13 protein-coding genes and 1 pseudogene are annotated in these 18239 nt (G+C 45.0%); 9 read left to right on the forward strand and 5 right to left on the reverse strand.

Annotation, left to right across the window (positions count from 1 at the left end):
- Positions 1-3: 3 nt before the first annotated feature.
- The 6 genes from csaA (at position 4) to ppsA (ending at position 9675) form a co-directional block, all read left to right on the forward strand.
- Positions 4-336, forward strand: a complete 333-nt coding sequence (gene csaA / locus K331_RS0116750) for a chaperone CsaA (RefSeq protein ID WP_018884492.1) — start codon at positions 4-6, stop codon at positions 334-336.
- 429 nt (positions 337-765) lie between these two features.
- Positions 766-2130: a cytochrome ubiquinol oxidase subunit I gene (locus tag K331_RS0116755; RefSeq protein WP_028591190.1), complete on the forward strand. Its 1365-nt coding sequence runs from the start codon at positions 766-768 to the stop codon at positions 2128-2130.
- Positions 2127-3143 (forward strand): cytochrome d ubiquinol oxidase subunit II, encoded by a 1017-nt coding sequence (locus tag K331_RS0116760; protein ID WP_036635137.1) that lies wholly within the window; start codon positions 2127-2129, stop codon positions 3141-3143. Before K331_RS0116755 ends, K331_RS0116760 begins: the two co-directional genes overlap by 4 nt.
- 65 nt (positions 3144-3208) lie before the next feature.
- Positions 3209-5038 carry a thiol reductant ABC exporter subunit CydD gene (gene cydD, locus K331_RS0116765; protein ID WP_028591192.1) on the forward strand — a complete coding sequence of 610 codons (1830 nt, stop codon included), beginning with the start codon at positions 3209-3211 and terminating at the stop codon, positions 5036-5038.
- Entirely contained in the window at positions 5031-6764 is a 1734-nt protein-coding gene (gene cydC / locus K331_RS0116770; RefSeq protein WP_028591193.1) for a thiol reductant ABC exporter subunit CydC, read from the forward strand. Before cydD ends, cydC begins: the two co-directional genes overlap by 8 nt.
- Positions 6765-7050: 286 nt before the next feature.
- Positions 7051-9675 (forward strand): phosphoenolpyruvate synthase, encoded by a 2625-nt coding sequence (gene ppsA, locus K331_RS0116775; protein WP_028591194.1) that lies wholly within the window; start codon positions 7051-7053, stop codon positions 9673-9675.
- Positions 9676-9718: 43 nt separating this feature from the next.
- Here the strand turns inward: ppsA and K331_RS32715 are convergent, their stop codons facing one another.
- From K331_RS32715 to K331_RS0116790, 3 genes are all read right to left on the reverse strand, one after another.
- Positions 9719-9961, reverse strand: a complete 243-nt coding sequence (locus tag K331_RS32715; RefSeq protein WP_226383618.1) for a helix-turn-helix transcriptional regulator — start codon at positions 9959-9961, stop codon at positions 9719-9721.
- Between the two features lie 448 nt (positions 9962-10409).
- Entirely contained in the window at positions 10410-11024 is a 615-nt protein-coding gene (locus K331_RS0116780; protein WP_084165493.1) for a stage II sporulation protein M, read from the reverse strand.
- A gap of 402 nt (positions 11025-11426) precedes the next feature.
- Entirely contained in the window at positions 11427-11723 is a 297-nt protein-coding gene (locus tag K331_RS0116790; protein ID WP_028591197.1) for a DUF2089 family protein, read from the reverse strand.
- 655 nt (positions 11724-12378) lie between these two features.
- Between K331_RS0116790 and K331_RS29765 the strand changes: the two genes are divergently transcribed.
- Both K331_RS29765 and K331_RS0116805 read left to right on the forward strand, forming a co-directional pair.
- A complete protein-coding gene (locus K331_RS29765; protein ID WP_051289879.1) occupies positions 12379-12729 on the forward strand; it encodes a YrhK family protein in 351 nt (116 codons plus the stop codon).
- Between the two features lie 1083 nt (positions 12730-13812).
- Positions 13813-15417, forward strand: coding sequence for an alkaline phosphatase family protein (locus K331_RS0116805; RefSeq protein WP_051289880.1), 1605 nt, complete (start codon positions 13813-13815; stop codon positions 15415-15417).
- A gap of 28 nt (positions 15418-15445) precedes the next feature.
- Here the strand turns inward: K331_RS0116805 and K331_RS0116810 are convergent, their stop codons facing one another.
- Positions 15446-16219: an alpha/beta fold hydrolase gene (locus K331_RS0116810; RefSeq protein WP_028591199.1), complete on the reverse strand. Its 774-nt coding sequence runs from the start codon at positions 16217-16219 to the stop codon at positions 15446-15448.
- 666 nt (positions 16220-16885) lie between these two features.
- Here K331_RS0116810 and K331_RS31565 point away from each other — a divergent pair.
- Positions 16886-17056: pseudogene (locus K331_RS31565) on the forward strand (TetR-like C-terminal domain-containing protein); the annotation flags it as partial.
- A 133-nt stretch (positions 17057-17189) separates the two neighbouring features.
- On the opposite strand, the gene K331_RS29770 reads toward K331_RS31565, so the two are convergent.
- A complete protein-coding gene (locus tag K331_RS29770; RefSeq protein WP_051289881.1) occupies positions 17190-18128 on the reverse strand; it encodes a DMT family transporter in 939 nt (312 codons plus the stop codon).
- Positions 18129-18239: the final 111 nt, after the last annotated feature.

The following is an 18239-nucleotide window of genomic DNA, read 5'->3' on the forward strand; positions in this document are numbered from 1 at the left end:
ACAATGGCCACAATAGATGATTTCCTAAAGCTTGATCTTCGTGTCGGGACGATTACGCAAGCGGAATTTTTTGCAGAAGCCAAAATACCTGCGATCAAGCTGCAAATTGATTTTGGAGCGGAGATAGGGGTTAAGGCATCCAGCGCGCAAATTACCCAACGCTATAAGGCTGAGGAACTGATTGGAAAGCAGGTGGTATGCGTGGTTAACTTCCCGCCCCGCCGCATAGCTGGCTTCAAATCTGAAGTATTGGTGCTAGGCGGTGTACCGGAAAAAGGGGATGTTGTGCTGCTACAACCAGATATGCCTTTAGCGAATGGCACAATCATTGGCTAGCATACTTAGCTATGTAGGTACTAGTACAGCGTAGTAGTGCAATATCACAAGTAATGAAGACCCGGAGAGCAGTTGCCAAGCGCAGCTGCTCTATTTCTCGTTCATTTAGCAGGACGCTTATTAGCATGCATCAGCAGATTGAAGCAATAGCCCCATAGAGTGATTTCAGTAGTGTTCACCAAGTTGTCAGAAAGAAATGGTCCTTTCTTGAACATTTAGGTACGAAGTTGTGTCATGAATTGAATTACTGAAAATTGCAGATAAAATAATTTTAAATATTTCATTTTGTCATGCTGCTAATAGATTGGCCAATTCTATATTCAAATTCGTTCTGGTCAAAGTGCTAGCTTTGCTTGTGAAAAAAATATCTTTCCAAGACAGACAAGTATGCTATGAAAATTAAAAGAGAGGTAGAAGGAGGTAGTACATATGGCTGTGGATACAGTGTTGTGGAGTCAGCTGACTACAGGAATGACTTTAGCGTTTCATGCTATTTTTGCCACTCTTGGAGTCGGGATTCCGCTGATGATCTCCATCGCAGAATTCATTGGCATTCGTAAGAAGGACCCTCATTATGCGCTGATGGCCAAAAGGTGGTCACGCGGATTTGTCATTTCCGTGGCCGTGGGCGTTGTGACAGGAACAGCGATCTCGCTGCAGCTCGCACTAATTTGGCCCCATTTTATGAAGCTGGCGGGGAATGTCATTGCACTTCCGTTATTTTTGGAGGTGTTCGCGTTCTTCTTTGAAGCGATCTTCCTCGGAATCTATCTGTATACGTGGGACCGATTCAAAAATCCCTATATTCATTGGCTGCTAACGATTCCGATCGTCATAGGAGCAGGCATGTCTGCTGTTTTTATCACGACAGTGAACGGCTTCATGAACCAGCCCGCAGGCTTTGCGATGGAAGCTGGACAATTTACGGCAGTCGATCCGATCCAAGCGATGCTGAATACAGCAACGTTCTCCAAGGTGTTCCACGTACTCAGCTCGGCCTATTTAACAGGAGCTGCTCTATTAGCTGGAATTGCGGCCTTTACGATGCTGCGAAAGGGAGTATCCCCGTACCATAAAAAAGCCTTGAACCTCATGATGGCCGTGGTGCTGCTGTTCGGTATGCTGAACACTTTGGCTGGGGACCTGTCCGCCAAGTTTTTGGCAGAGCACCAGCCAGAGAAGCTTGCAGCAGCCGAGTGGCATTTTGAGACGGAGAGTGGGGCAGATTTGATTTTGCTAGGCTGGCTGAATGCAGAGCGTGAAATATTTGGGGCCATCCACCTGCCGAAGGTACTGAGCTTTCTGGCCTTTGGAGACTTTAATGCCGAGGTAACGGGTCTGGAGGAATTCCCGGTAAATGAGTGGCCGCCGCTGCTTGTACATTATCTGTTTGATCTTATGGCTGGTATCGGGTTCGCGTTGTTGGCTATTTCGCTCCTGTACTTCCTATTTGTGATCTGGAAAAAGCGCAATGCCCTGAACAAGTGGCTGCTTCGCTTGATTGCACTGGGAGCACCGCTCGCATTTATGGGTGTGGAGCTAGGCTGGTTCTATGCAGAGCTGGGACGTCAGCCATGGATTATTCGTGGATATATGCGTGTGGAGGAAGCAGCTACTTCATCACCGAGTGTAAGAGTGTTGTTCTTCCTCTTCCTGCTTCTGTATATTCTGCTGGGTGCGATGTGTGTCGTTGTACTTCGGCGTTTGTTCAGAAATAACCCAGCTGAAGCGGAGATCGAAAATTGGGCGTTAGCGAAGCCCAAGGAATCTGAGGGGAAAGGTGAATCCATATGATGAGCTACGAATTAATAGGTATCACGGTACTATGGCTATTCTTGTACGGCTATCTAATTGTAGCTTCCATTGATTTTGGTGCAGGCTTCTTCGCCTTTTATGCTCGATTAACGAAGCAGGATCACCTGATCAATCGTCTGATCTCTCGTTATCTATCCCCTGTATGGGAGATTACCAATGTGTTTTTTGTCTTCTTCTATATTGGCATCGTCGGCTTCTTTCCTGATACAGCCTATTATTATGGCTCTGCGCTGCTGGTGCCGGGCAGTATTGCGGTTATTCTGCTTGCCATCCGGGGTTCGTTTTATGCCTTTGAGAACTACGGCTCGAAGAAGAATATAGTCTATCTGTTTTTATACGGCGCATCAGGCCTGCTGATCCCGGCTTCGCTGTCCGTAGCGCTAACACTGTCGGAAGGGGGCTTTATCGTCAAGCAAGGCGAGGTGGTAGCTCTGGATTATTGGGTTCTGCTTACCAGCCCATTGTCATGGAGCATCGTTGGCTTGGCGATCGTCTCGGTGCTGTTCATCAGCGCATCATTCTTGGCCTTTTACGCTTCCCGTGCTGAGGATCATGCTGCTCTGCAGTTGATCCGGACCTATGCACTCTTTTGGAGTACACCAACGATTGTCATAGCCCTAACAGCTTTTATATATATCGGACAGCACAATGCACGACATTTCCAGAACATGATGGATCTATGGTGGCTGCTCGCTCTTTCTGTCGCCTTCTTCATGATCGCCATGTGGCTCTTGTACAATGGACGCCGCTATGGACTAGCTTTTATATGTGTCATGCTGCAATTTTTCTGTGCCTTCTTTGCATACGGGATTGGGCAGTATCCTTACATTCTCGATCCGTACATTACCATTCAGAGCGGTGCAACTTCACCTGCAATGGGTATTGCACTTGTTATTGTGTTTATTGGCGGGCTATGCCTCCTCATTCCGTCTCTCATTCTGGTATTCAGACTGTTCTTGTTTGATGCGGATTATGTGAAAGGAAGAAAGTAAGTGGATGTAGTGATAACGATAAGGTCATTTCTTGGCAAATATCTGTGTAAAGGAGGAAGGCTTGGGTGAACAGGAAAGCCGGTCTCTTGTCTCAGGAGCTATCGAAGCAAAGGAAGCATCTCATTCTCCTTGCGATCATTTCACTCATGCTTGGCATAGCCATTATTGCTCAATCTGCGCTACTTGCCGAAGCAGTCCAGAAGATTTTTGTGGAAGGTGCTTCATTATCCTCCGTTATGATCTTACTTGGTATATTGCTGGCTGTTATGACGTTGCGTGTACTGTTGTCATACGGCAACGGCAAAGTAGGCCTCTATATGGCTGGTCATGCGAAGACAAATATGCGGGCAAAGGTGCTGCAGCGTCTCACGCATGCCACCATGACTTCAACGCTTCGTGGTCAGACAGGAGGCAGGGTCAGCCTTGCACTCGATGCAGTGGATGAGGGGGATAGTTATTTCAGCCAGTACATGCCTCGTATGCTGGAGGCTGCCATCATTCCGATTCTGATTTTGGTGGTTGTCTTTACGCAGCATGCGAATTCCGGCTTCATTATGCTATTCACGGCTCCTTTTATACCGCTGTTCATGATTCTGGTGGGGTTGAAGACGAGAAATAAATCAGAGGAAAAGTTCGCGCAGCTGGCCGAATTCTCCGGCACATTCCTGGATTCCCTTCAAGGGCTGGTAACGTTGAAATTATACGGTCGCGCTCATCGTCAGACGGCGGAGATTGAGCGCAGTAGCCTGAATTATCGTGACGCGACAATGGGTATCTTGCGAATCGCATTTACGAACACATTCATGCTCGAATCCATTGTTATGCTAAGTATAGGTATTGTCGCGCTTGAGCTTGCCATACAGCTACTCGTGTTCAAAGCGCTTAACTTCCACACAGCCTTCTTCATCCTGTTGCTGGTTCCCGAATTCTACAGCCTGCTGAAGAATACAGGAACTGCTTTCCACAGTGGGCGGACCAGCATGGGGGCGATTCGTAAAGTAGAGGAGCTGCTTGTGGAGACAAGCAATGAACGTGCAGCAGTAGATTCTAAGGAGGAAACAGGCAGCAGGGCAGAGGGGAGCAACCACGCAGAGCAACCGACACAGGCCAATAAGCAGATTAGAAAGTTAGATGAAGCACTGCTGGCCACGTCACCCTCCATCGAATTGGACCATGTTCAATTTGACTATGGTACGGGTTCATTCCAGCTTGTAACAGGCTCCGTGTCGTTGGCTCCAGGAGAGCATATTGCTATTGTTGGAAAGAGTGGCTCAGGCAAAACAACTCTACTTCATCTCATTGCAGGATTGCTGAAGCCGACAGCAGGGGCAATTCTGGTCAATGGAAGTCCCTTGCAGCAATACGACGAGTCAGATTGGTATAAGGGTATAAGCTACATCACCCAGCATCCGTATATTTTCGCCGGCACGCTGGCTGATAATATTGCGATCGGTGCTGGTCCGAACGTGTCCAGGGAAGAGATCAAGGCAGCGGCTATAGCGGCTGGCCTTGCTTCTGTTGTTGATAATTTGCAGCAGGGATACGATACCTATGTCGGTGAAGGGGGCAGAGGGCTGTCAGGTGGTGAGAAGCAGCGGCTGGCCCTGGCACGGGCTTTTTTGAAGCGGCCTAGTATCATCTTGTTTGATGAACCTACAGTAGGACTAGACCTCTACACGGAACGTATCTTGCAGCAGTCTATAGCTACATTGTCTCAATCAGCGACGACCATTACGGTTGCGCATCGACTATACACCATTCAACATGCGGATCAGATTCTGTTCATGGATAATGGCAAGATCGTGGATTCTGGTCGTCATGAGGAGCTTTTGGAGCGATTGTCTCCATATGCCGAGCTGGTGAGTGCACAACGAGGAGGGGATGGACATGAATGATCTAGCTATGTTAGCCAAAGCAATGGTTCAGGAACGCAAGGACATCCTCTTGTCCATCCTGGGTGGATTTGTAGCAGGCATCGCAGGTGTGGCGCTGTTCTCGGCAAGTGGTTATTTGATCTCCCAGACGGTGTTCGCGCCGCCGCTCTACACGTTGATTGTACTGACATCGGTAATCAAATTGCTCGGTTTGCTTCGGGCTGCGACCCGTTACGGTGAACGCCTGTATTCCCATCGTGCGACCTTTTCCATACTTAGCCGCTTGCGTACATCTTTTTTTGCGAGGCTGATTCCACTAACTCCCCGTCTATTGAATACAAAACGGAGTGGGGATCTGCTTGCCCGAATTGTGGGGGATGTGGAAAGCTTACAGCATTATTTCCTGCGTGTGGCATATCCGCCCATCATTGTAGTCGTCGTCTTTTTGTCTACCGTACTGTTTACATTAGCATTTTCAGTATGGATTGCCGGTGTGCTCGTATTAGGGATGCTGGCTACTGCTGTGATCGTTCCAGGCATTGTCTTGCTGGGACAGAGAAGCATACAGGAGCGTGTTCGCCAGCAACGTGCCGCATTATCAACTGAGGTGACCGAGATGCTATATGGATTCCGTGATCTGAAGGTACACGGTCAGCTTACAGAGCGTGAGCATAAGCTCCAGCATGCATCCGCTACATTAGGTACGGAGCAGGAACGAGCAGCGGGTCATTTGCTAATGGGACAGTCCCTGCACGCTTTGGTCACGTTTTTTGTCTCATGGAGTGTGCTCGCACTAGGTGCTTATCTCATTCAGGAGGGAGAGCTGGCAGGCGTATTTCTTGCCATGCTTGTCATGACCTCGCTCACCGTATTTGAGGAAGCGGCGGCTATGGCGACATTGCCCGTCTACAAGCAGGATAGCGAGCATGCAGCCAGAAGACTGTCAGAGACGGTGCAGACCGAACAATTTCAGATATCCCAGTCAAGCGGCACCCTATCTGCCCATCAAGCAATCTCTATCGAACTATCACATGTTACATTTCAGCATGAGGGGGAGTGGCGACCAGCACTTAGAGATGTATCCTTTCATATCACACCAGGCTCGAAGACAGCGATCGTTGGGCCAAGCGGGTCAGGTAAATCCACTATTATGGAGCTTCTACTCAAGCTTCACATGCCCACAGAAGGCAAGATTCGGTTGAATAATACAGCAATTCAGGAACTGGATGAAGCGGGCATATGGCAGAGGTCTAATGTTGTTCTGCAGAAGAGCCATTTCTTCCGTGGAACGATTCGGGATAACCTGTTACTGGATCATGGGGAGTATACGGATGAAGAATTACTGGATACGCTAAATAAAGTGCAATTACCGAATAGAGCGCTGACGGATCTAGTGTATGAGAAAGGAGAGAACCTATCGGATGGTGAGATGCAGCGACTGGCTTTGGCACGTGCACTGCTGCGCAAAGGAAGACTATGGCTTCTGGATGAGCCTACGTCCTCGCTAGATTATGTAACCGAGGCACGAGTGTTGAAGCATCTGTATGAGAAGGCTGCGGATGACACGATAATTCTGATCTGTCACCGACTGATTGGACTGGAGGACATGGATCAGATTATTGTGCTGGACCAGGGAAGGGTAATAGAATCCGGTTCGTATGCAGAGCTGATGCACAGACAAGGATATTTCTATGAAATGAAGCAAATTGAGAGGGATATCATTGGTGAAGCTGGAGGGAGAGATTGAACATTTCACCGATAAGAAACCTCATCCAGTCACAATGGGTGGCAAATTCAATGCGAGGTGTATGTACCTACAAGGATACTAATCCTCAAGAAGGCTCAAAAAGAACCTGAATCGTTACGATTCAGGTTCTTTGATATTGCATATAAACGAGCATAATGTTATGATCAATCCACGCATATTACATGTCATATAGTCAAAGTTAACGCATCTTATATTTTTAATTTACCATGCCGCTGGATGGTTGTCAAATGTTTTTTTCTCACATCAAGGGTTAGGAGAGATTTGAATGGATGCAATGGTTCTTGGATTCAAGGAAATGGACACAGCACAGCTATCGCTCGTCGGGGGAAAAGGGCTGCACTTGGGTGAATTGTCAAAAATTCAAGGAATACAAGTGCCAGAAGGCTTTTGCGTTACAACGCTGGGCTATAAATTGGCGATCGAGCGCAACCCAACACTTCAGGCATTACTGGAGCAATTGGCACTGCTAACGGTTGCGGAGCAAGAGCGCATTAGCGACATCAGCCGGAAGATCCGTCATACCATCATGGAAGCAGAAATTCCTTCTGATGTGGTAGAGGCTGTTGCCCACCACCTCTCCCAGCTTGGAGATCAACACGCTTATGCAGTGCGATCTAGCGCGACGGCTGAGGACTTGCCGCATGCTTCTTTTGCTGGCCAACATGACACGTATTTGAATGTTATCGGAAAAAAGGCTATTTTGCAGCATATCAGCCAATGCTGGGCTTCTCTATTTACCGATCGTGCTGTGATCTACCGTATGCAAAACGGCTTTAACCATGACCAAGTGTATTTATCCGTGGTTGTGCAGAGAATGGTTCTCCCTCAAGCTTCAGGCATCATGTTCACAGCAGATCCGATGACCTCGAACCGCAAGCTGCTATCCATTGATGCGAGCTTCGGGCTTGGGGAAGCCTTGGTCTCTGGATTCGTATCTGCCGATGGCTATAAGGTGCAGAATGAGAGGATCATCGATAAGCGGATCGCGAGCAAGAAGCTCGCCATCTATGCACGACCAGAAGGCGGGACACAGACCCGTGAGCTCGATTCTGTACAGCAGCAGGCACAGACACTTACGGATGAAGAGATTGTACAGCTAGCACGCATAGGCAGACAGATCGAAGCTTATTTTGGCAGCCCTCAGGATATTGAATGGTGCCTAGCAGATAACAGCTTTTACATTGTGCAGAGCCGGCCAATCACTACATTATATCCGATCCCTGAGGTGGATGATCAAGACAAGCACGTATACGTGTCAGTTGGACATCAGCAAATGATGACCGATGCCATGACACCATTGGGATTGTCCTTTTTTCTGTTAATTACTCCTGCACCTATGCGCACAGCGGGTGGGCGGTTATTTGTTGACATTGCGTCTAGGCTGAATACGTCTGCCGGTAGAGAGGCGCTATTAAGTGCTCTGGGTTCCGATCCACTTATAAAAGGGGCACTTACGACCCTCATAGAGCGAGATTTTATACCTTTGTTATCCAGTGATCCAACAACACCGACGAATCAGGTCGCTGATTCAAACCAATCCATACCAAGCGAAAAACATACAGAGGTGCATGCCCCCTTTGAGAACAATCCATCAATCGTTACGGAGCTGATTCAGCGTAGTCAAACTTCAATTGAAGAGCTACAGCAACACATTCAGGGGAAATCGGGAGTGGATGTGTGTGATTTCATTCTGGAGGATATCCAGCAATTAAAGAAGATCTTATTTGACCCTCAAAGTACAGCAGTATTCATGGCTGCCATCCATGCTACATCATGGATCAATGAGAAGATGAACGAGTGGTTAGGTGAAAAAAATGCTGCAGATCCGCTCTCGCAATCTGTACCCAACAACATTACTTCGGAAATGGGTCTGGCACTATTGGATGTCGCGGATGTGATTCGCCCTTATCCAGAGGTGATTGAATATTTGCAGCATACAAAAGAAGATAACTTTCTGGATGAGCTGATTAAGCTTGACGGGGGAAGGGAAAGCCAGATCGCGATCTATGATTATCTCAGCAAATACGGAATGCGATGTGCCGGTGAGATTGATATTACGAGAACTCGCTGGAGTGAGAAGCCACTTACACTTGTTCCCTTGATTTTGAATAACATCAAGAATTTCGAGCCTAATGCTGGCAAGAGAAGGTTCGAGCAAGGCCGTCAGGAAGCTTTGGAAAAAGAACAAGAGTTACTCGATCGATTGCTGCAATTACCGGATGGTGAACAGAAAGCCAAAGAAACCAAGCGAATGATCGACCTCATTCGGAATTTTATTGGCTACCGGGAATATCCAAAATACGGCATCGTAAGTCGCTACTTCGTATATAAGCAAGCCTTACTGAAGGAGGCCGAACGACTCGTTCAAGCTGGAGTGTTCCATGAAGCAGCAGATATCTATTATCTTAGCTTCGATGAGCTTCATGAAGTCGTGCGCACCCATGAACTCAACTACCAGCTCATTAATCAACGTAAAAGCGACTATAAATTATTCGAAAAGCTGACCCCGCCTCGTGTGCTCACATCCGATGGCGAGATCGTTGTAGGGAAGTATGAGCGAGCGCATCTCCCGGCCGATGCTATAGCAGGACTAGCCGTATCCTCCGGCGTTATCGAGGGTCGCGCACGCGTAATCCTGCACATGGAGGATGCTGTTCTGGAGGATGGGGATATATTAGTCACCTTTTTTACGGACCCTGGCTGGACACCATTATTTGTATCCATAAAGGGCCTAGTCACCGAGGTGGGTGGACTGATGACCCATGGAGCAGTGATCGCACGAGAATATGGCTTGCCAGCTGTCGTCGGAGTAGAGAATGCTACCAAGCTGATCAAGGATGGGCAACGAATTCGCGTGCATGGAACAGAAGGGTACATCGAGCTCCTGTAGCTCTATTCATAATAAATTGTATCACATGGAAACTCCAATTCCTTCATTCGATATTCCTTTCCTTTGGTGTTAATGACATATAGTCTCGAAATGCTTTTCCGAAGTAGCTGGGGCTTTCAAAGCCGCATTTTTGACCTAACTCGTGAATAGGTAATTCCGTAGTACGAAGCAAAGCGAGCGCGGCCTCAACCCTCCTGTCTTTGACGTAGGCAAGGGGGGAGGTCTGCTCGGATTTTTGAAATAATCTGCACAAATAGTGCTTATTGATACCGCAATAAGCTACCAATACTCACCTATTACAGGCGAATCTTCGTTTCTTTGAAGTACTGCTCCTTCCTGCTGTGTAACCAGCTCCCAGATCCTGCTGGCCTTAGCACCACGAATGTTCAGCCAGATGATTTCTCAAGGCTTAAGCATGTACTGAAAAATAACATGACCACAGTCGGGTCTATCTTCACTTGAGAAGCTATAATTCTCATCAACGATTCGCTGCCATCCTATGGAATCGAGTGTCAATATTGATTGATCCTCATTTCGAAATACATAGGAAGAGGGCGTCATCAGAAGGTCAACTCCGTTATACCGGCTTGCTGGTCAGCCCCTGGTGCAACGACTAAAGGATAAAGGCCATGAATGGTAGTTTCCGGTTCAGTAACAGGAAGAAACCCGTTACGCCGTAAAACAGTAGGATGTCTTCCTCGTTCTTCAACAATCACTCCCGATTGTCGAACCTGTTACTGAAACAGGTCAAATAAAATATCAGCTATGTAAGTCTCCAAAAATGCAGCTACAATAATCATTGGTAATATTAATACTCCATAAATTTTTATTGTGCCTAAAATTTCCTTAACAAGAGGAACCTGATCTTTACCTTTCTTGAATACACTTCTAACTTTTACTCTAATGACTCGATTTAATTCAAATAGAGCTGCTGCAAATAAACAAAATGTAAAAATTTCAACAAAATAATGAGGGATGGTAGATGCAATTATCTCAATGCCTTTTATAAAGTCCAACTGCAAAACAACACCAAAAAGGATACCAGGGATAAGAGCAGTTGATATTACATTTATGAGATAAAGAAACTGTATAGGAATTAAAGCCAATACAAACATTTGCAAAGGTACCAAGAATCCATTATTCACAATGTACGCCCATACTTTTTTAATCCCAATAGATTCTTTCAATTGATCCGAAGAACTATCCCCGAAGGATTCCATTATTCCTTTTAAATCAGGATTGACAAAGTAAGTTATCGCTGTTCCCAATACAGTCACTATCATTGCTGTGACAAAGAAAACTACAGCCCTTCTAAAAGCAGTTTTATTTACTATATTAAAAATTATCATCACCTCACGTAATCACATAGTTATTCAACCCAATATGCCAGTACACCATGACATCAGCGCCTTGTACCACTCGCTTTTTAACAATTGGAGCAAGTTTCTACCTCTAGGATGTCTAGCAAATGTCGTGGGTTTTCATTCTATTTAATTCCCTACTTCTCTTCTTATTGAGTGATTTTCTTCCTGCACTCCACTCTGCAATAAGGAAAAGCAATCCTAAGCATAAATAAAGGATAAAACCAAATATGCTCTCAAAACGTTCCAGAACAAACATCCATGTACAGAGAATAATATAAATTACTGGTACAATTGCTCCCCAATAAACCTTGTTCCTGGTTGAAAGTAAGTATTGAACTGCTAGAATTCCGACTATGATTAATAGTCTATAAACGTCATTCATAGATCTTATTTCTTCCTCTCTAGTTTATATTTTTCAATAATTAGTTTTGCGTCATCTATGCTTATACGGTCATCAATGGTTAAATTTTTGATTAGTTTGATGAAGTCTTCGTTATCTTCTGCTTCATTGACTTTTATTTTCTCGATCAATCTATCTAGCTTTATTCTTACTGTAGGGTATGAAACTTCATAAATTCTCGCAATTTCTTTTAATGATCCTGAATTGAGAATGAATTTTCTGATGAATTCTAGGTCTTCGCTTTCTAAGGATAAAACCCAATTAGGAACATTTTTTATATCCATAGTCTCCCTCCTTTTTATACTTATAATAAAGATAATATTAAATAATATCAAATAAAAAATAAATAATATTAAAATTATAATTTATTTTATCATTAATAAAATAAATATAATTTAAGTGTTAACTGGATATATTATAGTGATATCGACAGATATCCATTGTGCAAGGAAGCCTCTCTAGTTGGCTACACATCTAAAAGTTACGCTCCCTTAAAATCATTAGTTAGTTTTACAAAGACGGTACGATTAAAGCAGAGACTGATTCCATACTCCCGCTAAGCCAGGCTGATAAAGCTTTGGGGAATAGCGAAGCAAGATATGGAAGCGGAAGAATTTTGCTGTACATAAACTCAATCTAACAACAACATTTATGAAATTGAAGCATGGATATTAAAACACGGAAAGCAACATGAGTGCATAGGGGTCAGTCCAGATGTTACTGTGTTTCTTTTGACACGACACTAGGAAAAAAAGTCTCTTGATATTAATTAGCTAAAGATTCAGTAAACAAGCTTTAAGTCAAAGGATTTCGCTTGTACAAGCTATACTTATGCTTATGATGTGGGGTTTTAGGATCTTATTAACATCCAGTAAAGTCATGATTCACGTTTAGATCCGATCTTTACGGGTAAGGAAATCAGAAAAGGAATGATGGCAGATGAATAATAAGCAGGACGATGAGACCAGGGAGATCGCTCCGCCAAGCAGGAAGCGCCGAGGCTATCATTTTCACCGAAGGAAATCCTCACAATCGAAAAAAAGATTGAAAATTCGGAGTCGCTATGAGTCAGCACATTTGATTAGCGAGATCACGACAGCTCTGTTGTTTCTTGCAGGAAGCTTCTGTCTGTTCTATCCAGAGGTAAAGCTAATTGGCACCTACTTGTTCATTTTGGGAAGTATTCAAATGCTGGTCCGGTCGCTTATCCGTATGTCTTATATGTTTAAAATGAAAAAGTGGGGTTACCTGGATGAAAAGAATGAAGAAATACAAAATTCGGTTAAGTGAGGAATTGGCCGAACGCTGCTCGTCAGCCTTTTTCTTCCTGGTGCTTCCCTAGCCTTACTCCCTATGGCAGCAGCATCAGCTCGAAGGCACCATCATTTACGACCATTGCTGGTCATTTGACCACCAAGGGAATCAGAACGAACGGACTACCAAACTCGTTGCCTGTTCATACCGTAAGATATTCTTTTGGCTGTGATTAATGGCGCTAATGGTTTTTACGCGAATCGCCATCCAAGACAGTCAGCCACCTGGACTTATAATAATGCCTATATTAATTCGAGGCAACTTTGATATGCTCGAACGAGTGAGTCCAACGGACACGACTAGTTATTCCTGGCTATCGAGAGGTGCTGCACCCAGAACAGCGGACGGCAGCTTACCTGATGTTACGTTCATGCGGCCCGCGGCTTCATGTAATCTTAACCATTATCATTTGGGGTATCTGGCCAATCAATAGGCTCATTGCTCAGAAAAAACCGTTGATCTTCCTGAGAAGATCAGCGGTTTTTTTATCTAAGTGCCCAAAGTCCAATACTGCCCGAATCTCTTCCTGTAAATGTGGCAGATGGATGAGGGGGGAGTTATCGCTCTTACCCCGGGAGGTCTCACAGACGTGAAGTAGGAAAAAAATCCGAAAGACGAGTAAAGCTTGCTGTGAGAAGTCAGCAGACGCCATAGTACCGAACGTTTTTTTTGGGAAGGGTTGAACAAGCGTAAGTCTCAAGTACGGACTGAAAGGAGAGCCGATGCGATGGAAGCAGAATACCGAAAGGGCAACCAACAAAGAAATAGCGTGGAACGTGAAGGGAGCTACAAGGCAATTCCGATGCAGCGTAAGGAGATTCCCAAGCCAGTCTGAAGGAGTTCGATCAGGAGATGGAATGCCGAAGCGTGACGTTCATCCACTATGGAGGATGAATTGAAGCATAGTTTACTTCTAACGTCTCGGAATCATACCAGGAAGAATCGACCTAACGGTTCTAAGTCCGATCAATATCTTGGTTATGTTCATAATGGAAGAAAAAACCTTGGATAACTCTAGGGTTTTCAATCCAGAATGTTACAGAAAGGTGGTGAACGGATATGAAGAAGAATAGAATTAGGGTATTGCCTTCGCTCTTTATATTGATCATGCTCATCGGATGCCAGAGCTCGAAATCCATAGAACAGAATGTGATGCGGATAAACTCCGCCAAGGGAGATAATGCGAAGAAAGTCATCTTCCTAATGGTGGACTCTTTGATGTATCAGGCCATCGATCAAGGAATTAGCAAGCAGGAGCTTCCCACATTAAAATTCCTGATCGAGCACGGGCAATATTATAAAAACCTGGTCAGTTCTTTTCCCACAATGTCCGTTACGATCGACAGCTCATTGCTTACCGGTGCGTATCCGGATATTCACCGCGTGCCGGGTCTAACTTGGTATTCTCCGGAAAATCAGAAAATGATCATTTACGGAACCGGACCGATAGAGGTACTAAAGCATGGAGTTAATCCGGTACTGACGGATGCGCTAATCCATTTGAACGGGATTCATTTGAACAAGGATTTACCCACGATCTATGAGGACTTAGCCCGGCATGGTTTAAAGTCTGGATCGATCAACGGCCTGATCTACAGGGGGGCGTCCGCTCATAAGCTGTCGATACCTGCATGGATTCAAGGTCCTACCTCTTTACCGAAAGAGATTCATGTGAAAGGGCCGGATTTCCTGTCCCTGGGTTCATTATCTAATCCGTTTCAGGGTATTAAAAACTTGCCGGATGGGCTAACGAATCGGATGGGCATCAATAATAATTTCGCTATTAAAACCGTAGAATATTTGATTCGATCCAATACATTGCCGGATTTTTTGTTTGTCTATTTACCGGATTTAGACCGGGAGTTACATAAGAAAGGCCCTACGGCACTTCGTGGGGTCAAAGAGCTGGATCAGCAGCTTCAATCTGTATTACAAACATTCGGTTCTCCGGAAAAAGCTTTGCATGATGCCGTTTTTATCATTGCAGGCGACAGCGGAATGACCCAAATTCTTCCTGCTGGACAAAATCCGGTAATTGATTTGCCCTCTTTGCTCGGAGATGCCAGAATTTTACGTCCAGGTGAAGCTGTATCGAAGGAGACAGAAATCATTCTCGCCATCAATGAAACGATGGCCTATGTATATTCATTGAAAGAGGATCGTTCTTTGAGAGATATAGCGAACTTATTAAAAAACGATCCGCGCATCGATTTTATTTCTTGGAAAGAGAAGGAATGGATTTACGCTATTCAGGGATCAACAGCCAAACAGATCAAATTTAAAGCAGGTGGCAACCTAACCGATCCATACAACCAATCATGGACAGTCGAACAGGACGAAAAGGTACTGGATTTAAGCGTAAACATGGCCGCACATTCATTGAATTACGATCAGTATCCAGATGTTCTGAAACGGTTGTCAGGCGCGCTTCGTTCACATCAAGGAGAATTTTTGGTGGTCACGGCAAAACCGGGATATGAATTGGCGAGCAGCAGCTCACCAACGCACAAGGGCGGAGGTGGTCACGGTTCCATTCGTAAAATGGAGTCGCTTGTTCCCTTGATTATCAGCGGAACAGATCAAAAGCCTGAATCTTTGCGAATGGTCGATTTAAAAGCTTATTTGCTTAACCTTTTAACGAAAAAGGCCGCTAGAAGGCAGTAAGCGGAGAGAAGCTGCTGCAAAAGCTATCTTAGTAGCCGCAGTGATGAATAAATTTCCTGATCAGTTGGTTCAAGGCATCCGCAGCTTTAGTAGGGATCTGGTGTCTGGTGTTTGGAATAAAAACCAGTTCACTCTTGGGCAATCGTTCTTTCAGCAATTTTGCGTAAGGGTAGAATATCGTATCCTTCTCCCCGTAAACCAACAACACGGGGTGGAGGATGTTTCCCAATCGAGCTGTACAGTTATAGTGTAGACTGTATTGATAATATTGTTCGGCGTTTTTGGCGTTTGCGTTTTTAGCATCGTCTAACAATGACCGAAACAATGACAGCTTGAATCTCGCTTGACCCCAGGCAGTAGAGAGCGCAATTGCACTAATCGCGCCTATGCGAGACAAGAAACGACCGCGCGCGATTTTGTTTCTTAACTTTTTATCGTTCACTTCTGACATGCCGCCAATGACAATGCCGCCGAGTGCTCGTTCAGGATAGGTTAACAGAAAATCCAGCACTACCGCTCCGCCTGTTGAGTATCCGCACAAAAATGCTTTTTCAATCTGCAAATGATCCATCAGCTGCCTGATATCCTCGACGATTAACGGATAAGTAATTTCTTTGCTGGAAGCTTCACTTTGTCCATGGCCCCGAATATCGAAAGTGATAATCCGAAAATTCATCGACAAGGTCATCTGATACTGAAAATTGAAGCTTGTCAAAACGGGAGGATGAATGAATATGATTGCTGTTCCTTTTCCGCAATCCTTATATTGCATTTGATATCCATTTATAAGAGCGTGGGCCATTTGATCTCACCTTCCTCATTTGTAGCGTTTATGCCTTGATCATGAGACCACCGGTATGATTTTATACCGGTGGCTGTATTGCGCTTATAGATGATGTGCTTAGAACATTTTTCGAATAGGCGACGACAACATTCGACGCCAGCCAATGTTGCTTAATCTCCCGCGCCGTGTAATCCCGAGGGTGGTAAATCCAACTCCCAAAGCCAATAACGACATTAAAACCCCTCGATTATTTACTTTTCCCCGTAGGAATCTCATCCATTGCATGTCATTTCACCGCCTTATGAATGGGTTATTATTATCGCGATTAACGATCATTATTTTGCCTATGGTCCGATCTCTTCATTCATGGAAATCATGCTTCTTCTTTGTTCCGGCCCCAAGGCCCTGCAAGGTGGAATAGAAGGTGCCGAAGTCCGTGGGGCTCATAGTACTTGAAGAACAACACCTAAGGAAAAAGTTCAACAACTCCAAGAAAACTAGTTGACCCGACCATCGTGGATATCGGCTGATCTAACAAGCCATCGCCAGCAACTACAACCGTTGTTCGAGCAATGAACGGATTAGCGAGTTCCTCGGATTGGCGCTCAGAAAGAACGGAAAGGGCGTATAAGTACGCGTAACCCGTCAATCCCTGGCCAAGGTAAAGAAGAAGCTGAAAGTGTTAACATGGATATTACCAAGGGCAAAAATCTCGGCCAAAGCGAGGAAGTCGTTGTCGAATTTGTTGCGAATGCTTACGTAGGTGTCGTGGAATGGTGGCTCAAGAATGGGATGCCTTATCCGCCTCAGGAGATGGCTGAGAAGGTAGGAAGCCTGCTGGAAAGAAATCTCTAATCGTGAAGAAATGGCTGGTTGAAATTAGGGAAGAGGGCGCACCGAGTAATAAGGTGTGCCCTTTCATATGCGCAGTAATTTATTGATACTCTTTAGTCCACTTTTATTATTGCTCCGAAGTCTGGTTAATGCTCTATAGCACCTGGTGCATCTTCAAAGCTTTTCGCTGATAAAAATTGTTATAGATTAAGGCCCAAATTACCAGCAAGGTCCCGAAGAATTCACTCATGCTGACTGCATATCCTTGCATGCTTATTAGAATGAAGGTCGTTACCGGTACCAGGCTCATGAACAGAATGCCATTGATGGGAGAAAGTAATTTGACCCCAACATTCCAGCTCAGTAGAGCAATGAGCCCTGGAAAGATCACCATGAAAGACATCTGAAGCTTTATGGAGAGCAAAGTGTCCCAATCAGGTACAGGCAGTATATTGAATAAAGAGGCTGAAGTGACGACCGCAAAGGAAGCCATCGTTCCGAGCAGACAAGTCAATGTAGAGTATCTTAGAACAGACCAGTCTCGAAACCTACTTCCTCCCAGTGAATAGAGAACCCATCCCACAGCACCAATAAAGATGAAGAGTACTGGAAGAAGATGTTCTGTAGCCATTCTGAAGAAAGAGAGACTTCCATTCGTAATGACAAGCATAGACCCTGCAAGAGCGATCCATATACTGGTCAAGGTATGCTTGGCTGGTTTTATTTTCGTTCTATACCACAGGATAACAACCGTGATCATTGGCATGAGTGCCTCCATGATGGAGGCAATGATTGTACCTGAAGCCCCGAGCAGATCTTGCCCTGAGAATATCATGAAGTTATACACGGTAAATCCCATGACTCCAAAAAAGGCGATCTGGAGTCCTTTTCCTTCGAAACGAAAGGCAGATTTCCCCTCCTTGAAGTACAGCAGCATTACCAGTAGAACACTAACAAATACATAGCGAAAAAATGAAAAGTACAGCGGATCGATATATTGTAATGCATCATGCGCTACCGGAAACATCGCCCCCCAAGACATACTGGCAATCAGGCACAATAACGTACCTATACTCACATTTCTTTTGTTCATGTCCACATCTCCAAGTTCATTTTCATTCAGTCATGTATCAGAATCATAAGGGATACGACTCGGAGTGTAAAATGATTGAAAATGTCACTTATCATCATTTAAAATGATATC

Origin of the sequence: Paenibacillus massiliensis subsp. panacisoli DSM 21345 (assembly GCF_000426545.1) — a bacterium.
Lineage (GTDB): Bacteria > Bacillota > Bacilli > Paenibacillales > Paenibacillaceae > Paenibacillus > Paenibacillus panacisoli.